The organism is Streptomyces muensis, assembly GCF_021474425.1.
GTDB classification, from domain to species: Bacteria; Actinomycetota; Actinomycetes; order Streptomycetales; family Streptomycetaceae; genus Streptomyces; species Streptomyces muensis.
In genome coordinates, this window is record NZ_JAKEIP010000022.1 from 1 (window position 1) to 15,890 (window position 15,890).

Here is a 15,890-nt window from a genome sequence, read left to right on the forward strand (position 1 = left end):
GCCCCACGGCCACCCCTTCGACGCCGCCCCCGAAGCCGCCCGAGGAGCCCGGCCCGTCCACCTCCCGCCCGGAACAGAACACCTCTCCGGCCTCCCCGACCACCCCGGACTCCGGGGACAGCCCGCAGGAGACCGGCCCCGACACCGTCCCGGACACCCCCGACGCGCCCGACGGCGGCGGGCGCGTCCCCGATGCCACGGACGACCCCGACATCCCCGCCGCCACCGACAGCATCTTCGGCAGCCCCACCGACGTCTTCGACGGCTGACCGGAGCCGTGGAGCGGTCGTGGAACCGAGTGAAAGCAGTTCCGTCACCCCGGTCGAAGAATCCGGCAAATCCTGGCAAGGTGGCCCCATGGTTGATCGGGGAGCGAGCGCCCTGTCACTCCCGGACGACTGGCCCGCCCACCCGGATCCGATCCTGGCGCTCAACCGCATGGGCAGCTTCGACTGGGACCTGGATTCCGGTGTGTTCCACATGGACGCCCAGGCCCACGAGGTCTTCGACCTGCGCCCCGACGAATACGACGGCAACCCCGCGACCCTGGCGATCCGGGTCCCGCCGCCGGAGGCCTACCGGCTGGACGGCCTGGTCTCCAAGGCGATGAAGGACGGCAGCGAGAACTACGGCGTCTACTTCCGCATCCGCTGCCGCGATGGCACCCTGCGCTGGACCCACACCCAGGGCTACATCCGCCGCGACGAGACCGGCCGCCCGCGCCGCATCATCGGCATCGTCCGGGACGCCACCGCCGAACTCGCCGAGAGCGAGGAGCGGCGCGAGCAGGCGGCCGAGGACGAGGCGCGCCGCCAGCAGACCAGCGTCGTCCAGCTCACCACCGCCGCCCTCGCCCACGCCCGCACCGTCCAGGACGTCATCGACGTCCTCAAGGACACCCACGGCATCACCCACCTCGGCGCCACCAGCCTGGTCATGGGCCTGGTCGAGGCCGGCCGAATCCGGCTGGTCGCCGAGGGCCCCGCGGGCAGCTTCGTGCCGGGGACCATGGTCACCCGGATCGACGAGCAGTACCCGATGAGCGAGGTCGTACGGACCCTCAGCCCGCGCTTCATCGAGTCGCCGGAGGAGTTCGCCGAGCGCTACCCGATCCTCTGGCCGCACATCACCGACCTGCGCATCACCTCCGCCGCCTATATGCCGCTGATCGCCCAGGCCCGGCCGATCGGCGCCATCGGCCTGCTCTACAGCGACCGGCGCGGCTTCTCCACCGAGGACCGCAACGTGCTCGTCGCCCTCGGCAGCAGCATCGCGCAGAGCCTGCAGCGGGCCATGTTCTACGAGCAGGAGAAGGACCTCGCCACCGACCTCCAGCAGGCCATGCTGCCGCGCACCATCCCCAGCGTGCCCGGCGCCGACGTCGCCGTCCGCTACCGCGCCGCCGGAGCGGCGGGCTCCCTCGGCCGGGACATCGGCGGCGACTGGTACGACCTGATCCCGCTGCCCGGCGGCCGGGTCGGCGCCGTCATCGGCGACGTCCAGGGCCACGACACCCACGCCGCCGCCGTCATGGGCCAGCTGCGCATCGTCCTGCGGGCCTACGCCGCCGAGGGACACACCCCGGCCACCGTCATGGCCCGCGCCTCCGTGTTCCTGCACGAACTGGACACCGACCGCTTCGCGACCTGCCTGTACGCCGAGGCCGACCTGTCCACCGGGGTCGTCCAGGTGGTCCGGGCCGGCCATATCGACCCGCTGCTGCGGGAACCCGGCGGCGCCTGCCGACGCGTCCCCGTCGAGGGCGGGCTGCCGCTCGGCCTGTCCGCGGAGTTCGGGCGGCTCGAATACCCGGTCGGCACCATCGAGCTGGACTCCGACCACACCCTGCTGCTGTGCACCGACGGCCTGGTCGAACAGCCCGGCGCCGACCTCGACGACGGCATGCAGACCCTCACCGCGCTCATCGCCACCGGCCCGGACGACGTACGGGACCTCGCGGACCGTCTCATCGACGTCGCCGAGGAACGCGGCGGTGACGACGACGTGGCCCTGCTCCTGCTGCGCCGCCGCGTCCTGGACGCCCCGCAGGCAGGCGGGCGCCTCCAGCAGCACGTCGCCCCAGGCGACCCCGAGGCCCTCACCGGCGCCCGGCACATGATCCGCGCCGCCGTGCGCGCCTGGGGCGCCGACGACCGGGCCGACGAGGTCGAACTGGTCGCCGACGAGCTCATCACCAACGCCCTGATGCACACCGAGGGCTCCGCCGTGGTGACCCTGCGGGTCCTCACCGGCTCCGACCGCCGGCTGCGCGTCGAGGTCGAGGACTCCTCCAGCGCCCTGCCCCGACGCCGTGAGGCGGGCGAGTCGGGCGTCTCCGGGCGCGGACTGCTCCTGGTCGACCTGCTCACCGACGTGTGGGGCGTGGAGGCCCGGGGCGGCGGCAAGGCGGTGTGGTGCGAGTTCGTGGTGCCGGAGCGGCCCTGATGGCGTTGTCGGTGCCGGATGGCACTCTGGAGCTATGCCGGAACTCCCCGAGGTGGAAGCGCTCAAGGACTTCCTGACCGAGCACCTGGTCGGCCATGAGATCGTCCGCGTGCTGCCCGTCGCCATCAGCGTCCTCAAGACGTACGACCCGCCGGTCAGCGCCCTGGAGGGCCACCAGGTCACCGCGGTGCACCGCTACGGCAAGTTCCTCGACCTGGAGACCGCCGACGGGCCCCGCCTGGTGACCCACCTGGCCCGCGCGGGCTGGCTGCACTGGAAGGACGAGCTCCCGAGCGGCATGCCCCGCCCCGGCAAGGGACCGCTCGCGCTGCGGGTCGCCCTGGAGACCGGCGCGGGCTTCGACCTCACGGAGGCCGGCACCCAGAAGCGCCTCGCGGTGTACGTCGTCCCGGACCCGCAGCAGGTCCCCGGCGTCGCCCGCCTCGGCCCGGACCCGCTCGCCGACGACTTCGACGAGGCACGCCTCGCGGCCCTGCTCAAGGACGAGCGCCGCCAGATCAAGGGCGCCCTGCGCGACCAGAGCCTCATCGCCGGGGTCGGCAACGCCTACAGCGACGAGATCCTGCACGCGGCGAAGATGTCCCCGTTCAAGCTGGCGGCCTCGCTGACGGCCGAGGACACGGCGCGGCTGTACGAGGCCCTGCGGACCACCCTCACCGAGGCGGTCGAACGCTCGCGCGGGGTGGCGGCCGGACGGCTGAAGGCGGAGAAGAAGAGCGGCCTGCGCGTCCACGGCCGCACCGGCGAGCCCTGCCCGGTGTGCGGCGACACCATCCGCGAGGTCTCCTTCAGCGACTCCTCGCTCCAGTACTGCCCGACCTGCCAGACGGGCGGAAAGCCGCTCGCGGACCGGAGACTTTCGCGACTGCTGAAGTAGACCCTCGACCCGGGTCGGCCGGCGTGCGGTTCGTGGCGAACGCCCGCGGCGCTCGGGCCTGCGGACGGGGCGGCGACCGCGGGTTGCGCGTGGCTGATCGCGCAGTTCCCCGCGCCCCTTCGGGTCGGCCGACTTCCCGGCGCTGACAGGGCGCCCCCCCGGACTCACCCGCGGCGCTCCGCTCCTCACCGAGGCTTGAGCGTCACCAGGTGTTCCCCGCCCGCCGTCCTGACCTCGTAGCGCGCGATCTCGTCGGTGTGCATCGCCGAGGCGCCCGTCATGGTGTTCTCGCCGGAGCCGTGGTCGGAGGCGTGCCAACTGGTCACGGTCTCCTCCGAGCCGTCGCGGCCGACGGCGATCAGATGACAGGGACGCGGACCCGAGCCGTCCTTCACCTTCAGCTCCACCTGGCTGCCGTAGGCCTCGTTCTCGGTGGTGACCTGGGCCCACACACCCGAGCGCGCGTCGGTCGCCTGGACGACCTGGGTGGCGCCGTCGTCGCCGCTCGCCATCATCGCGACCCCGGGCCCGGCGAGGGCGATCACCAGCGAGGCGGCCACGGCGTACATGGTGCGCCGGCGCCGGGCGCGATGGCGGGCCGCCACCGCGTCGAGCAGCCGGTTCAGCAGCTGCGGGCCCGGCCTGGTCATGGGGTGCACGAACTGGGGCGTCGACCGCCGGTACAGCATCAACTGGCGGGTGATGGGCCCGAACTCGGTCACGTGTGCCGCGCAGCGGGGGCACTCCATGAGGTGGTCCTCGAAGCGGAACGCCTCCGCCTCGTTCAGCACGCCGAGCGCGTACGCGGCGACGTCGCGATGCCTCTCCAGGGACCTCATGCCGAATCCTCGTGCCGTTGGGTGTGGGGTGTGTTACTCCTTGCGCCCACTGGTACGCACCAGGCAGTCGAATCACTCAAGGCCGACACCGAATCGCAACCAAGGGATTCGGAGCCGTCGGCGGCGAGGATTGGTCCGTGGAGAAAAGAACTTAAAAAAGATGGATGGCGAGGTGCCCGAGCGGCAGCCCCAGCTGCCACGCCGGTGTCCACACCTTCGGTCCCTCGTCCTCCCCGACCAGCGCCCCGCCGCCCGGCACCGCGTTGAGATCGGGCGCGAGCAGCTCGGTCTCCTGCAGCCAGCGCCAGGCCGCCTCGGCCAGTTCCAGGTCGGGCGCCGGCCCGCCGGACCGGGCCGCCTCGGCCGCGAGACCCGCCATGCGCTCGCGCACCCAGTCCTGCCACGGCTGGTCGTAGGCCGTCAGCGACAGCCAGGTCTCCAGCTGGGTGACCACCCGGATGCCGGAGAGCTCGCCGTCGGTGTCGGACAGGAAGATGGTCAGCGCCAGCGCGTCGCGCCCGGCGCGGAACTCGAAGGACGTCGGCGGCATGAGATCGCCGGTCCGCAGCAGCTCGTCGGCGATGTACTCGGCGTACAACCACGCCATGGGGACGGTGAGTTCACCGCCGCCGGTGCCGTCCGTGCTCTCTTGACCTCTGTGCAGCATCCCTTCCTGCCTTCCTCCGGTGAGTGCGTCGCCCTACCCCGGGGCCTTGGGCCCTGGCCCAATCCGGAACACGGATGAGGACAGCCGATTACTCAACCGGGGTGTTCAGCAAGGCGCTTTACGGAGGTTTGACTCTCCCATTGGTTTCACCGCAGGTCGGCCGCGTATCCCGGAAGCACCCGGCGCAGGGCCCGCAGCGCGTAGTACGCGCGGGACTTCACCGTACCGGGCGGAATACCCAGGGTTTCCGCGGCTTCCGCAACACTCGCCCCTTGGAAGTACACGAGCACCAGGACTTCACGGTGCTCCGGAGTGAGTGTCTTCACAGCCTCGCGCACATCGAGCATCTCCGCGGCCCGTTCGGCGTGATCGGAGATCACCCGCGCGTTCTCCAGGATCGCGTCCCCGACCTCCGGCGGCCGCGCCTGCCGGGCCCGCCGCGCGTCGATCGCGAGCCGCCGGCCGACGGTCATCAGCCACGGCCGTACGGAGTCGAAGTCGTCGGCGCGCAGGGCCTCGGGATGCTGCCAGGCGCGCACCAGCGTCTCCTGGACGAGGTCCTCGGCGCGCTGCCGGTCCCCGTCGCAGAGCCGGAGCAGCAGCGCGAAGAGGGGCCGGCCGTGCTCCCGCTGCAGTGCGGCGAGCTCGTGCTCGGCGGTCGTCGTCCCGTTGGTGAGGGTGGTTCCGGCCGTCATGGCCGTATGGCATCGCAGGCGCCGGTTCCGGGACAGGGCACACACACGGATCTGCGGCGGACGGTCGATCGCGTCGGCGAACGGTTCGACGAACGGTTCCTTCCGCATGCGGCGGGCGCGACTTTGCGGGCGTCCTCCAAGGGGCGCGCGCCGGACGGGCTAACGAAAGTGGCCGGATTGTTTGCGGGCGGGTAGGGCTTCGTACCTATTGATCCGTATATACGACCACAAGGGGTGAGCCGATGATCCCACGCAGTCGACTTGTGGCCATCGCCGCGACGGCCGTTCTCGCGGCGGGCGCCGCATGCCAGGCCCACAGCCGGGAGGCCCCGGGGCAGGCGGGCCCCTCCGGCAAGGGGGCGCGCGGTTTCACGCTCGTCGCCTCCGGCGACGTCCTGCCGCACGCCTCGATCATCGAGCGAGCGCGCTTCGACGCGGGCGGCACCGGATACGACTTCCGCCCCATGCTCGCCGGAGTCAAGCAGGTGGTGTCCCGCGCGGATCTGGCGCTGTGTCATATGGAGACCGTCTACGGCGAGAAGGGCCGCTACACCGGCTACCCGCTCTTCAAGTCCCCGCCGGAGGTGGCCCGAGGGCTCGCCGCCACCGGCTACGACGGCTGCTCCACCGCCTCCGACCACAGCCTCGACGACGGGTCCGCGGGCATCCTGCGCACGCTGAACGCCCTGGACCGGGCGAAGGTGCGGCACGCGGGGACGGCGCGCACGGCCGACGAGGCGCGCACGGTCACCGTGCTGCGCGCCGGTCACGCCAAGGTCGCGCACCTGGCGTACACGTACGGCGTCAGCGGCTTCCCCCTTCCGCCGGATCAGCCCTGGGCGGTCAACATGATCGACGAGAGCAAGATCCTCGCGGACGCCCGGGCCGCCCGGAAGGGGGGCGCCGACGTGGTCGTCGTCTCGCTGCACTGGGGCACCGAATGGCAGGACAGGCCCGACGACGAACAGGTGACCCTGGCCCGCGACCTCACAGCCGCCCGCACCGACGGCCGCCCCGACATCGACCTGATCCTCGGCACCCACGCGCATGTCCCGCAGGCGTACGAGAAGGTCAACGGCACCTGGGTGGTCTACGGCATGGGCGACCAGATCGCCGGCGCGATGTACAACGACCGGGGCGTGCAGGACCCGCGCGGCAACCAGTCCACCCTCGCCCGCTTCACCTTCACCGCCCCGGACACCAAGGGCGGCCGCTGGGAGGTGTCGAAGGCGGAGTTCGTCCCACAGCTGTTCGACATCGACGCCGGCCGGGTCGTCGACCTCAACCGGGCGCTCGCCAAGGGGGCCGACGTGCGCGGTGTCCGGGACCGGATCCGGGACGTCGTGCTGAGCCGGGGGGCCGGAAAGGACGGGCTCACCATGGGGGAGTAGGTCAGTCCGGGTCCACGTGGTCGAAGGTCTTCAGCATCTCCTTCAGCACGCGCGCGCACGCCCGGAGCTCGGCCTCGGTCAGATCGCCGCCGACCTGCCGGTTCAGGGCGTGCTCACGCGCGAGGATCGCGCCGATGACGGCCTCGCCGTCGGCCGTGATCCGGATCAGCGAGGACCGCTGGTGCGCGGGATTGGGGGTGGCCTCGACCCAGCCCCTGGCCGTCGCGTCGTTGACCATGCGCTGCACGAACTGCCGGGTCAGCGTCATGACCCGGCCCATCTGGGGCACCGTCATCGGCCCGTACCGATGCAGCAGGGTCAGGACGGAGCGCACGCCTACGGACACCCCCTCGACCTCCTGGCCCTGTTCGAGCTTGCGCAGGCCACGCCGGTAGAGGGCGCCGATCAGGTCGAACACCTCGCTGACGCGGTGGCCGAGTTCGTCGGGTGGCAGCGGTGCGTCGATGTCGTTCACCCGGCCATCATGACACCTCGGTTGCCAAATTCGAGAGAAGATGACACCTTGGTTGTCATGACAGTTGCTTCGGACCTGAGCTACTTCGCATCCGCCGACGGGGATCTCGCCTACCGTGACACCGGCACTGGGGACCTCGTGGTGCTGGTGCACTCCGGATACGTCGACCACCGCGTCTTCGACGACCAGATACCGGCCCTCGCCGCCCACCACCGGGTGGTCGCGGTCGACGTGCGCGGCCACGGCTTCTCGGCCAACGCGAGCCGCCCGTTCCGCTGGTCGGACGACCTCGCCGACCTGCTGCGCCACCTCGACGCCGGCCCCGCGGTCCTGGTCGGCCTGTGCATGGGCGCGGCGGTCGTGACCGACACCGCGCTGGAGCACCCCGAACTGGTGCGTGCGTTGGTCGTCAGCGGCGCCGGGGCCAGCGAGTTCGAGTTCACGGATCCAGCGACCCTGGAGCATGTGAACGAGGCGGCCCGACTGCTGGGCGCCGCGGACGTCAAGGGTTGGCTCGACCACTTCGCGAAGGGCGTGGCAGGGCCCCACCGCACCGTCGACGAGGTCGCCCCCGACGTCGTACGACGCCTGCTGGACATGTGCGCGAACACCCTCGCCAAGCACACGCCGGACGAGCCGCAGTGGCTCGTGCCCCTCACCGACACCTGGTCCCGGCTGCCGAAGGTCGGCGTCCCCGTCCTCGCCGTCCACGGCGCCCTCGACGCCCCCGACAGCATCGCCATGGCCGAACGCGTCGCCCGCACGGTCCCCGACGGCCGCTCGGTCACCGTCCAGGGCGTCGGCCACTACCCGAACATGGAGAATCCGGAGGTCTTCAACGGGATCCTGGCCGACTTCCTGCGCACACTCTGACGCGAGGACGATCTAGTCGGCGACCGCATAGCTGAGGTCCTGCACGTTGAGCGACACCGGCTCCAGCCGCAGCCACACCGTGCCGCGCTCCGCCGGGTCGTCGTACAGATAGCGCACGAACCGCGCGTCCCAACGGGCCTCGTCCGCGCCCAGATAGCGCGCGAGCTTACGGCGGCCCCGCGGGACGTCGAAGGACACGAGTTCGGCCCGGCCCCGCGCGATCACCTGGCGCACGAGCCCGGTCGCCGGGTCGCACTCGTCGACGACGAGGGCCACCGCCGGGTCGTCCCGGACCCGGTCGAAGAGCCGGGTCCACGGCCCGGTCAGCACCCAGAAGGCACCGTCCTCCCAGAGGAACCAGACCGGGCGCACCGTCGGCCCGTTGGTCGCGATGCGCGCGGTCAGCGGCCGCTGGAGGAAGGTGTCCACGTCGAAGGCGGTCATCGCAGCATCCTCGCCCGCCACAGGCCCGCCGTACACCGACCGGCGACCTAGGCCCGAGGACCCACCTTCCACGGAGCTAGGGAACCACCGTCACCGGCCACCGCCCCGCCTTCACCAACCGCACCGCGACAGACCCCACGATCCGATGACCGGCCTGCTCCGACGCGCCCACCACCACCGCGTCGGCCTTCAGGTCGTCCGCCGCCTTCACCAGGCCGTTGTAGGGGTCGCCCTGGAAGGTGTGGAACTCCCAGCGGACGTCGAATATCCCCTTGAGCCGTTCGGTCGCGTCCCGGATCTCGGCGATCAGGTTCTCGGCGATCTCGTTGGTCGTCTCGGCGACCGGCGCCCCGAGGGCGGCGCCCGCCGTCATCACCGGCTGCACGTAGACGAGGGCGAGCAGCGCGCGCTGCCGTCGGGCGAGACCACCGGCGTACGCCGCCGCGCGGAGCGAGGAGTCGGAGCCGTCCACGCCGACCACGATGACCTTGGGCCCGTCCGTGCCCCGCTCGAACTGGTGCGAGTGCTGTTCCGTCACGGCAGGGAGGCTATCGGAAGCCGCAGGTCCCGCCGCCGGGCGGGACGCTCGACGGGCGAGGAGGCCGTGATCTTCCTAGAGTCGGAACATGAGTGCCACCGTGGAGGCCACCCGGGACAAGAGCGCCAAGGGCCCGATACGGTCGCCCCGGCACGGCTTCCTGAGCAGGGTGCCGGAGGGTTTCGCGACCTTCTTCGGCGCCCTCGGACTGCTGTGCGTCCTGCTCGCCTTCATCCCACCGCTGCGCACCGCGCTGCGCCCGGTCGTGCGCGCCCTCGACCAGCTCATCGTCCCGGTCAGCGCCAACCTCGCCTACGCCGTCTTCCTCTTCCTGCTCGCCGCCGCGACGGCCGCCCGCAAGAAGATCGCCTGGTGGCTGGTCGTCGTCTACCTCGGACTGCTGGTCCTGACCGACCTGCTCGGCACGGTGTTCGGCGACTACTCGGACTCCGTCCCGTCCCTGATCGTGTGCGCCCTCGCCCTGGCCCTGCTGATCGTCGCCCGGGGCGAGTTCTACGCCGCCTCCCGCCGCGCCGCCGTACGAAGAGCCCTCGGCGTCCTGGTCGTCGGGCTCGCCATCGGCATCCTGGTCGGCTGGGGACTCGTCGAGCTGTTCCCCGGCACCCTGCCGCAGGGCCAGCGGCTGGCCTGGGCCGCCGACCGGGTCTGCGGCGGCCTCGTCTCCGGTGCCTCCTACGACGGACGCCCGCCCCGCCCCCTGTACTTCCTGCTCGGCCTCTTCGGCGCGCTCGCCCTCCTCAACGCCGCCGCGACCCTCTTCCGCTCGCAGCGCATGGAGGCCGCCCTGCACGACGACGAGGAGGCCCGCATCCGCGCCCTGCTCAAGGCGTACGGCGGCCAGGACTCCCTCGGCTACTTCGCCACCCGCCGCGACAAGGCCGTCGTCTTCTCGCCCACCGGCAAGGCCGCCGTCACCTACCGCGTCGAGGCCGGCGTGTGCCTCGCCAGCGGCGACCCGGTCGGCGACCGCGAGGCCTGGCCGCACGCCATCGCCGTCTGGCTGGACGCCGCCCGCCGCCACGCCTGGGTGCCCGCCGCGATGGGCGCCTCCGAGGACGGGGCCACCGCCTACGCCCGCGCCGGCCTCGGCGCCCTCCAACTCGGCGACGAGGCCATCCTGAACGTGCCCGACTTCGACCTCGACGGCCGCGACATGCGCGTGACCCGGCAGGCCGTCCACCGCGTCCGCCGCACCGGCGCCCACTGCCGTATCCGCCGCCACGCCACCCTCACCGAGACCGAGATGGAGGAGGTGATCGGCAAGGCCGACGCCTGGCGCGACACCGAGACCGAACGCGGCTTCTCCATGGCCCTGGACCGCCTCGGCGATGCCGCCGACGGCGACTGCCTCCTCGTGGAGGCCCTCGGCGAGGACGGCGAACTGCTCGCCCTGCTCTCCTTCGTGCCCTGGGGCCGGGAAGGCGTCTCCCTGGACCTGATGCGCCGTGACCGCGGGCGCGCCCCCAACGGCGTCATGGAGTTCATGGTCGCCGAACTGTGCGCGGCGGCCCCGAAACTGGGCATCCGCCGGATCTCGCTGAACTTCGCCGTGTTCCGCTCGGTCTTCGAGGAGGGCGCCCGGATCGGCGCCGGACCAGTACTGCGGCTGTGGCGCCGGCTGCTGCTGTTCTTCTCCAAGTGGTGGCAGCTGGAGGCCCTCTACCGCTCCAACGCCAAGTACAACCCGCAGTGGTTCCCACGCTTCATCTGCTACGGCGAGGCCGCCTCCCTCGCCCGGATCGGCCTGGCGTCCGGCATCGCCGAAGGGTTCGTCTCCGTACCGTCGCTGCACAAGCTCCGCAGAAAGGGGCACCCGCGAGGCGGGCCGCGTCCCGCGACCACCGAAGGACTGCCCTCGCTGGCGGCGCTCGGCCTCGACGGAGGGGACGAGGCCGGGGCCGCCGGGCCGGATGCGGGCCTGCCCGAGCAGGTCCGCATCCGGCACCACACCCTGGACCGGCTGCGCGCCGACGGCGTCGACCCCTACCCGGCCGGCATCCCGGCCCGCACCCACACCCTCGCCGACGTCCGCGCCGGCGAGCAGGTCACCGTCGCCGGCCGGATCATGCTGGTGCGCGACTTCGGCGGCATCGTCTTCGTCGTCCTGCGCGACTGGTCCGCCGACCACCAGCTCGCCCTCACCCGCAAGGACTCCGGCGCCGCCCTCGACCGCTTCACCGCCGACACCGACATCGGCGACCTCATCAGCGCGAGCGGCCTCGCCGGCGTCAGCGACAAGGGCGAGCCGACCGTCTTCGTCACCTCCTGGCAGCTCATCGGCAAGTGCCTGCGCCCGCTGCCCGACAAACGCCGCGGCCTCGCCGACCCCGAGGCCAAGGTCCGCATGCGCTATCTCGACCTGGTCTCCAGCCCCGCCGCCCGCGACGTGGTCCGCGCCCGCTCCACCGCCGTCCAGGCCGTACGCCAGGGCCTGCTGGAACGCGGCTTCCTGGAGGTCGAGACACCGGTCCTGCAACAGATCCACGGCGGCGCCAACGCCCGCCCCTTCACCACCCACATCAACGCCTACGACCTCGACCTCTATCTGCGCATCGCCCCCGAGCTCTACCTCAAGCGGCTCTGCGTCGGCGGCCTGGAGAAGGTCTTCGAGATGGGCCGCACCTTCCGCAACGAGGGCGTCGACTACAAGCACAACCCCGAGTTCACCATCCTGGAGGCCTACCAGGCGTACGCCGACTACGACGTGATGCTCCACCTCGTCCGCGAGCTGATCCAGGGCGCCGCGACCGCCGCCTACGGCTCACCCGTCGCCCACCAGGACGGCAAGGAGTACGACATCTCCGGGCAGTGGCCGGTCAAGACGGTGTACGGCGCGATCTCCGAGGTACTGGGGGAGGAGATCGACCCCGACACCGAACTGCTGCGGCTGCACCGGCACTGCGACCGCGTGGGAGTGCCGTACGTCGCCGACGACGGCCACGGCGACGTGGTCCTGGAGATGTACGAGCGCCTGGTCGAGGAGAAGACCCTCCTGCCCACCTTCTACAAGGACTTCCCCACCGACGTCTCCCCGCTCACCCGCCAGCACCGCACCGACCCCCGCCTCGCCGAACGCTGGGACCTCGTCGCCTTCGGCACCGAACTGGGCACCGCCTACTCCGAACTCACCGACCCCGTCGAACAGCGCCGCCGCCTCACCGCCCAGTCCCTGCTCGCCGCCGGCGGAGACCCCGAGGCCATGGAACTCGACGAGGACTTCCTCGACGCCCTCGAATACGCCATGCCCCCCACCGGAGGCCTCGGCATCGGCGTCGACCGCCTGGTCATGCTCCTCACCGGCCTGACCATCCGCGAGACCCTGCCGTTCCCCCTGGTACGCCGCCGCTGACGGCCTGCCACAGGCCCGACGGCTGAGCCGGGCGGGTGCATTCGTACCGCCGTACCGGTGTCGTACTGGTGAGTCGGTCGCTCGCCGGGCGACTGATGAGTCATGACGAAGGATCAGCTGCCCACACGTCCGCTCACGCGACGCCGCGCGTTGCTCGCCGGTGTCGCCGCCGTCGGAGCGGCCGGCAGCGCCGGACTCCTCGCGACGGTCACGGGCAACGGCGACGAGCCGGTGCGGGCCGCCCCGGCCGCGGGCCCGCAGGCACGTCCCGCCCTCAAGCCCTCCTCCTACCGCCTCCAGCCCCTGACCGGCAACGGCCCGCCCCGGGCGGCGCCCCGGCGCACCCTCGTCCGGCGCGCACCCCTGCTGCGGGTGAACGGCCGCGGCCGCACCATGGTGCTGACCTTCGACGACGGACCCGACCCCCGCTACACGCCGTACATCCTGGACACCCTGCGCGAGTACGACGTCCGCGCGATGTTCTTCGTGTGCGGCGAGATGGTCGTCGACAACAAGGACCTGCTGGCCCGGATGGCCGAAGAGGGCCACATCGTCGGCAACCACACCTGGTCCCACCCCCTCCTCACCCGGCTCAGCCACGCCCGGATCCGCAAGGAGATGGAACGCACCAGCGACGTCGTCGAGGAGAGCTACGGCGAACGCCCCGCCTGGTTCCGCGCCCCCTACGGAGCCTGGAACCGCGCCACCTTCCGGCTCGGCGCCGAACTCGGCATGGAACCGCTCGCCTGGACCGTCGACACCCTCGACTGGACCACGCCCGGCACCCGCACCATCGTCGACCGCGTCGAGCACGGCGCCGCCCCCGGCGTCGTGATCCTCTCGCACGACGCCGGGGGCGACCGCTCCCAGAGCGTCCGGGCCCTGCGCACCTATCTGCCGCAACTGCTGGATGCCGGGTACCACGTCACCGTCCCCGAGCGGCGCTACGGCTGACGGACTCCGCCCGCCCGGTCGAGCACGCTCAGCGCACCTCGACCAGGCTGGCGAAAGCGACGACGTTCCCGTCGTAACCACCCTGCTTGGAGAAACCGCCGCCACAGGTGATGACCCGCAGTTCCGGGTTCCCCTTCGAGGCGTACACCCGGTCGCCGGGGAAGTCGTTCTTCTCGAACACCTCGATGCCGTAGATCTCGAAAACGGCCGTCTTTCCGTCCTTGCGGGCGATCTCGACGCGATTTCCCTTCTGGAGACCGCCGAGCCCGTAGAACACGGCGGGGCCCTGGGTGTTGTCGACATGGCCGACCACCACCGCGGTGCCCTTCTCGCCGGGAGAGACCGAACCGGTGAACCAGCCCGCCAGATTCGGGTCCTCCGGCGGCGGCGCCCCGACCCAGCCGTCCACGTCCAGACCGACCGGGATGACCGGGGCGTCCACCTGGATCCCGGGAATCCTGACCCGCTCCGGCAGCGCGTACGGCAGCGGCTGGGCGGCACCGGCGAAGAGCCCGCCGGACACCCTGCGGTCCGGGGCGGCCGCCGAAGCGGGCTGCGGCGGCCCCACGTCGAACTCACCCGAGCCATTGCGAACGAGCGCGAGACCGGTCAGCAGGACCAGCGCTATCACACCCCAAGGAGCACGCTTCTTCCGTCGCTCCTCCTCTTCGGCCAGCTCGGCCAGCTCAGCCTCGGACGCAGACATATCGCGCATACGTGAACGCTAAGTCCCGCGCGCGCAACCGGCGACGGCACAGATACGAACGGGTGGCCCGGCCACTTTCGGTGCGCCATCCGAGTTGCCGCCGGCAGGAAAATTCTGACGGTCCGTGACCTGCGGCAATTCCGATTGTGGGGTGATCGGTCGGCGTGTCCTCTCACCAGGACGGACCATTGCCGAAATGCGGCCTCGCGCACGGCATCTGAGGGTTTTTCCGGGAGGCGCTTTCTCGCCGATCGACCGGGGACGGTTCCCGGGGCGTCTTCCGCGGAGGATCACATGCGTACCACACGTGCCATGGCGGCCGCTGCCACCGCGGTAGCCGCTCTCAGCCTCGCCGCGCCCGCGGCCGTCGCGCGAGACGGCATGCCCCACGGGCCCAGCAACATCGTCGCCATGCCCAGCGTCATCGCCCGCGGCGGGCAGCTCACCATCACCGTCGACAACTGCCCGCGGGGCGGCACCGCGACCTCGGACGCCTTCCGGCCCACCCGCCTGAGCCCCGTGCACGGCAGCAACACGGCGCGGGGCACCGCGACGGTCGACCGGCACGCGCGGCCGGGCTCCCACAGCATCACGGTCGTCTGCGACTCCCGGAGCCTGACCAACCCGACCGCATTCAGCGTCATCGGCGGCGTCCAGGGCGGTCTCGGCGGCAGCAGCTCCACCGGGGCGACGCCGACCGACATGGCCATCGGAGGCGGGCTCATCGCCGTCGCCGTCGTCGGTGGCGGGGTGTTCTGGATGCGCCGCCGTGCGGAGAAGCGGGCCTGACGCGCCGCCCGTCGCAGGCGATCCGCCGCGGACAGACCCGTCGCAGACCCTTCGCACGGTTCCTCAGGCCTTCGCCCCGGCCCCCTCGTGGGGATCCGGGGCGAAGGCCTGAGCGGACCTGAGCGGGCCTGAGCGGAAGGAGGAGCGGCCGGACGGGCGGCGGAGTCAGGCGCCGTCCTCGTCGCCGCGGCCGCGAGAGAGGTGGTACGCCGTTCCCAGCACCCCCGTGACGAGCGCGGCACCCAGACCGAGCTCCTTGAGGTTCAGTCCGGCGAGGCTGCCGCCCCCGCCCGCGTGCACCCCCTTGTCCGGGTGATCGGGACGCACCGGCGCGGGCCGGCCGCCGGCGATCGTGAGGTCGACGCTCTGCCAGAACGTGCCGCAGTAGAACGACACCTCGTACACGGCACCCGGCCTGGCATCCCGGTCGACCGTGGCCCTGGCCGTCGTACGCCCCCGGGGAATGGTGACCGTGTCGAAGACCGCCGACGCCACGGTCACGCTCTGCTCGCAGCCGGCCGCGTGCAGCGTGACCCGCCCGCCGGGCGCCACGGTGGTGGGCAGCACCCTGACCCAGAAACCCGAGTCGTCCTCGTACGCCAGGGCGGCCGGGGCGGTCACGGCGGTCAGGGCGACGGCGGTGGCACCCAGCAGTGCCGCCGAAGTGACGCGTATCGCGCGCATGGTGGTTCCTCCGGGTTCCCCGAGGAGCAGCCGCGGGCCTCTTCCGCCTGCGACGGAAATGCACCTCGATGAACGAAACGCTAGGAACGTGCGTCCACCTGCGCGATTGCTGTCGTACGAAT

Annotated in this window: 15 protein-coding genes and 1 pseudogene; 8 read left to right on the forward strand and 8 right to left on the reverse strand. The window is 71.8% G+C overall.

The genetic code is table 11. From position 1 onward, the window contains the following. The 3 genes and pseudogenes from L0P92_RS08900 to L0P92_RS08910 form a co-directional block, all read left to right on the forward strand. Positions 1 to 269 (forward strand): annotated as a pseudogene (locus L0P92_RS08900) (DUF6777 domain-containing protein); the annotation flags it as partial. Between the two features lie 88 nt (positions 270 to 357). Beyond that, complete coding sequence (locus tag L0P92_RS08905) at positions 358 to 2,445, forward strand: SpoIIE family protein phosphatase (protein WP_234761972.1); 2,088 nt, start codon at positions 358 to 360, stop codon at positions 2,443 to 2,445. Between the two features lie 34 nt (positions 2,446 to 2,479). Continuing rightward, positions 2,480 to 3,343 carry an Fpg/Nei family DNA glycosylase gene (locus tag L0P92_RS08910; RefSeq protein ID WP_234761973.1) on the forward strand — a complete coding sequence of 288 codons (864 nt, stop codon included), beginning with the start codon at positions 2,480 to 2,482 and terminating at the stop codon, positions 3,341 to 3,343. Between the two features lie 185 nt (positions 3,344 to 3,528). Here the strand turns inward: L0P92_RS08910 and L0P92_RS08915 are convergent, their stop codons facing one another. From L0P92_RS08915 to L0P92_RS08925, 3 genes are all read right to left on the reverse strand, one after another. Beyond that, the gene (locus tag L0P92_RS08915) at positions 3,529 to 4,182 is read right to left on the reverse strand and encodes a zf-HC2 domain-containing protein (RefSeq protein WP_234761974.1); all 654 of its coding nucleotides are present in this window, start codon (positions 4,180 to 4,182) and stop codon (positions 3,529 to 3,531) included. A 151-nt stretch (positions 4,183 to 4,333) separates the two neighbouring features. After that, entirely contained in the window at positions 4,334 to 4,849 is a 516-nt protein-coding gene (locus L0P92_RS08920; RefSeq protein WP_234761975.1) for a hypothetical protein, read from the reverse strand. Positions 4,850 to 4,995: 146 nt separating this feature from the next. After that, the gene (locus L0P92_RS08925; RefSeq protein ID WP_217214314.1) at positions 4,996 to 5,544 is read right to left on the reverse strand and encodes a sigma-70 family RNA polymerase sigma factor; all 549 of its coding nucleotides are present in this window, start codon (positions 5,542 to 5,544) and stop codon (positions 4,996 to 4,998) included. Positions 5,545 to 5,786: 242 nt separating this feature from the next. Here L0P92_RS08925 and L0P92_RS08930 point away from each other — a divergent pair, with 242 nt between their 5' ends. Further along, entirely contained in the window at positions 5,787 to 6,935 is a 1,149-nt protein-coding gene (locus L0P92_RS08930) for a CapA family protein (protein WP_234761976.1), read from the forward strand. A gap of 1 nt (position 6,936) precedes the next feature. Here L0P92_RS08930 and L0P92_RS08935 read toward each other — a convergent pair whose 3' ends face one another. Continuing rightward, entirely contained in the window at positions 6,937 to 7,410 is a 474-nt protein-coding gene (locus tag L0P92_RS08935; RefSeq protein WP_234761977.1) for a MarR family winged helix-turn-helix transcriptional regulator, read from the reverse strand. Between the two features lie 57 nt (positions 7,411 to 7,467). Between L0P92_RS08935 and L0P92_RS08940 the strand changes: the two genes are divergently transcribed. Next, positions 7,468 to 8,283, forward strand: a complete 816-nt coding sequence (locus tag L0P92_RS08940; protein WP_234761978.1) for an alpha/beta fold hydrolase — start codon at positions 7,468 to 7,470, stop codon at positions 8,281 to 8,283. Positions 8,284 to 8,295: 12 nt separating this feature from the next. Here L0P92_RS08940 and L0P92_RS08945 read toward each other — a convergent pair whose 3' ends face one another. Together L0P92_RS08945 and L0P92_RS08950 are read right to left on the reverse strand one after the other, a co-directional pair. Then, the gene (locus tag L0P92_RS08945) at positions 8,296 to 8,727 is read right to left on the reverse strand and encodes a pyridoxamine 5'-phosphate oxidase family protein (protein WP_234761979.1); all 432 of its coding nucleotides are present in this window, start codon (positions 8,725 to 8,727) and stop codon (positions 8,296 to 8,298) included. A 76-nt stretch (positions 8,728 to 8,803) separates the two neighbouring features. Further along, the gene (locus L0P92_RS08950; RefSeq protein WP_234761980.1) at positions 8,804 to 9,265 is read right to left on the reverse strand and encodes a universal stress protein; all 462 of its coding nucleotides are present in this window, start codon (positions 9,263 to 9,265) and stop codon (positions 8,804 to 8,806) included. Positions 9,266 to 9,353: 88 nt separating this feature from the next. Between L0P92_RS08950 and lysX the strand changes: the two genes are divergently transcribed. Next, positions 9,354 to 12,635 carry a bifunctional lysylphosphatidylglycerol synthetase/lysine--tRNA ligase LysX gene (gene lysX, locus L0P92_RS08955; RefSeq protein WP_234761981.1) on the forward strand — a complete coding sequence of 1,094 codons (3,282 nt, stop codon included), beginning with the start codon at positions 9,354 to 9,356 and terminating at the stop codon, positions 12,633 to 12,635. A gap of 102 nt (positions 12,636 to 12,737) precedes the next feature. Next, on the forward strand, positions 12,738 to 13,589 hold the full coding sequence (locus tag L0P92_RS08960) for a polysaccharide deacetylase family protein (protein WP_234761982.1): 852 nt from the start codon (positions 12,738 to 12,740) through the stop codon (positions 13,587 to 13,589). A gap of 28 nt (positions 13,590 to 13,617) precedes the next feature. Here L0P92_RS08960 and L0P92_RS08965 read toward each other — a convergent pair whose 3' ends face one another. Further along, the gene (locus L0P92_RS08965; RefSeq protein ID WP_234762034.1) at positions 13,618 to 14,295 is read right to left on the reverse strand and encodes a class F sortase; all 678 of its coding nucleotides are present in this window, start codon (positions 14,293 to 14,295) and stop codon (positions 13,618 to 13,620) included. Between the two features lie 294 nt (positions 14,296 to 14,589). Here L0P92_RS08965 and L0P92_RS08970 point away from each other — a divergent pair, with 294 nt between their 5' ends. Beyond that, positions 14,590 to 15,084, forward strand: coding sequence for a hypothetical protein (locus L0P92_RS08970; protein ID WP_234761983.1), 495 nt, complete (start codon positions 14,590 to 14,592; stop codon positions 15,082 to 15,084). 165 nt (positions 15,085 to 15,249) lie between these two features. Here L0P92_RS08970 and L0P92_RS08975 read toward each other — a convergent pair whose 3' ends face one another. After that, positions 15,250 to 15,768, reverse strand: coding sequence for a hypothetical protein (locus L0P92_RS08975; RefSeq protein WP_234761984.1), 519 nt, complete (start codon positions 15,766 to 15,768; stop codon positions 15,250 to 15,252). Between the last annotated feature and the right edge of the window lie 122 nt (positions 15,769 to 15,890).

Excerpts from the sequence above, each read along its gene's own strand:
- L0P92_RS08910 (WP_234761973.1), top strand. The coding sequence starts at position 2,480 with ATGCCGGAACTCCCCGAGGTGGAAGCGCTCAAGGACTTCCTGACCGAG.
- L0P92_RS08940 (WP_234761978.1), top strand. The coding sequence starts at position 7,468 with ATGACAGTTGCTTCGGACCTGAGCTACTTCGCATCCGCCGACGGGGAT.
- lysX (WP_234761981.1), top strand. The coding sequence starts at position 9,354 with ATGAGTGCCACCGTGGAGGCCACCCGGGACAAGAGCGCCAAGGGCCCG.
- L0P92_RS08930 (WP_234761976.1), top strand. The coding sequence starts at position 5,787 with ATGATCCCACGCAGTCGACTTGTGGCCATCGCCGCGACGGCCGTTCTC.
- L0P92_RS08915 (WP_234761974.1), bottom strand. The coding sequence starts at position 4,182 with ATGAGGTCCCTGGAGAGGCATCGCGACGTCGCCGCGTACGCGCTCGGC.
- L0P92_RS08905 (WP_234761972.1), top strand. The coding sequence starts at position 358 with ATGGTTGATCGGGGAGCGAGCGCCCTGTCACTCCCGGACGACTGGCCC.
- L0P92_RS08945 (WP_234761979.1), bottom strand. The coding sequence starts at position 8,727 with ATGACCGCCTTCGACGTGGACACCTTCCTCCAGCGGCCGCTGACCGCG.
- L0P92_RS08970 (WP_234761983.1), top strand. The coding sequence starts at position 14,590 with ATGCGTACCACACGTGCCATGGCGGCCGCTGCCACCGCGGTAGCCGCT.
- L0P92_RS08920 (WP_234761975.1), bottom strand. The coding sequence starts at position 4,849 with ATGCTGCACAGAGGTCAAGAGAGCACGGACGGCACCGGCGGCGGTGAA.
- L0P92_RS08925 (WP_217214314.1), bottom strand. The coding sequence starts at position 5,544 with ATGACGGCCGGAACCACCCTCACCAACGGGACGACGACCGCCGAGCAC.
- L0P92_RS08960 (WP_234761982.1), top strand. The coding sequence starts at position 12,738 with ATGACGAAGGATCAGCTGCCCACACGTCCGCTCACGCGACGCCGCGCG.
- L0P92_RS08975 (WP_234761984.1), bottom strand. The coding sequence starts at position 15,768 with ATGCGCGCGATACGCGTCACTTCGGCGGCACTGCTGGGTGCCACCGCC.
- L0P92_RS08965 (WP_234762034.1), bottom strand. The coding sequence starts at position 14,295 with ATGTCTGCGTCCGAGGCTGAGCTGGCCGAGCTGGCCGAAGAGGAGGAG.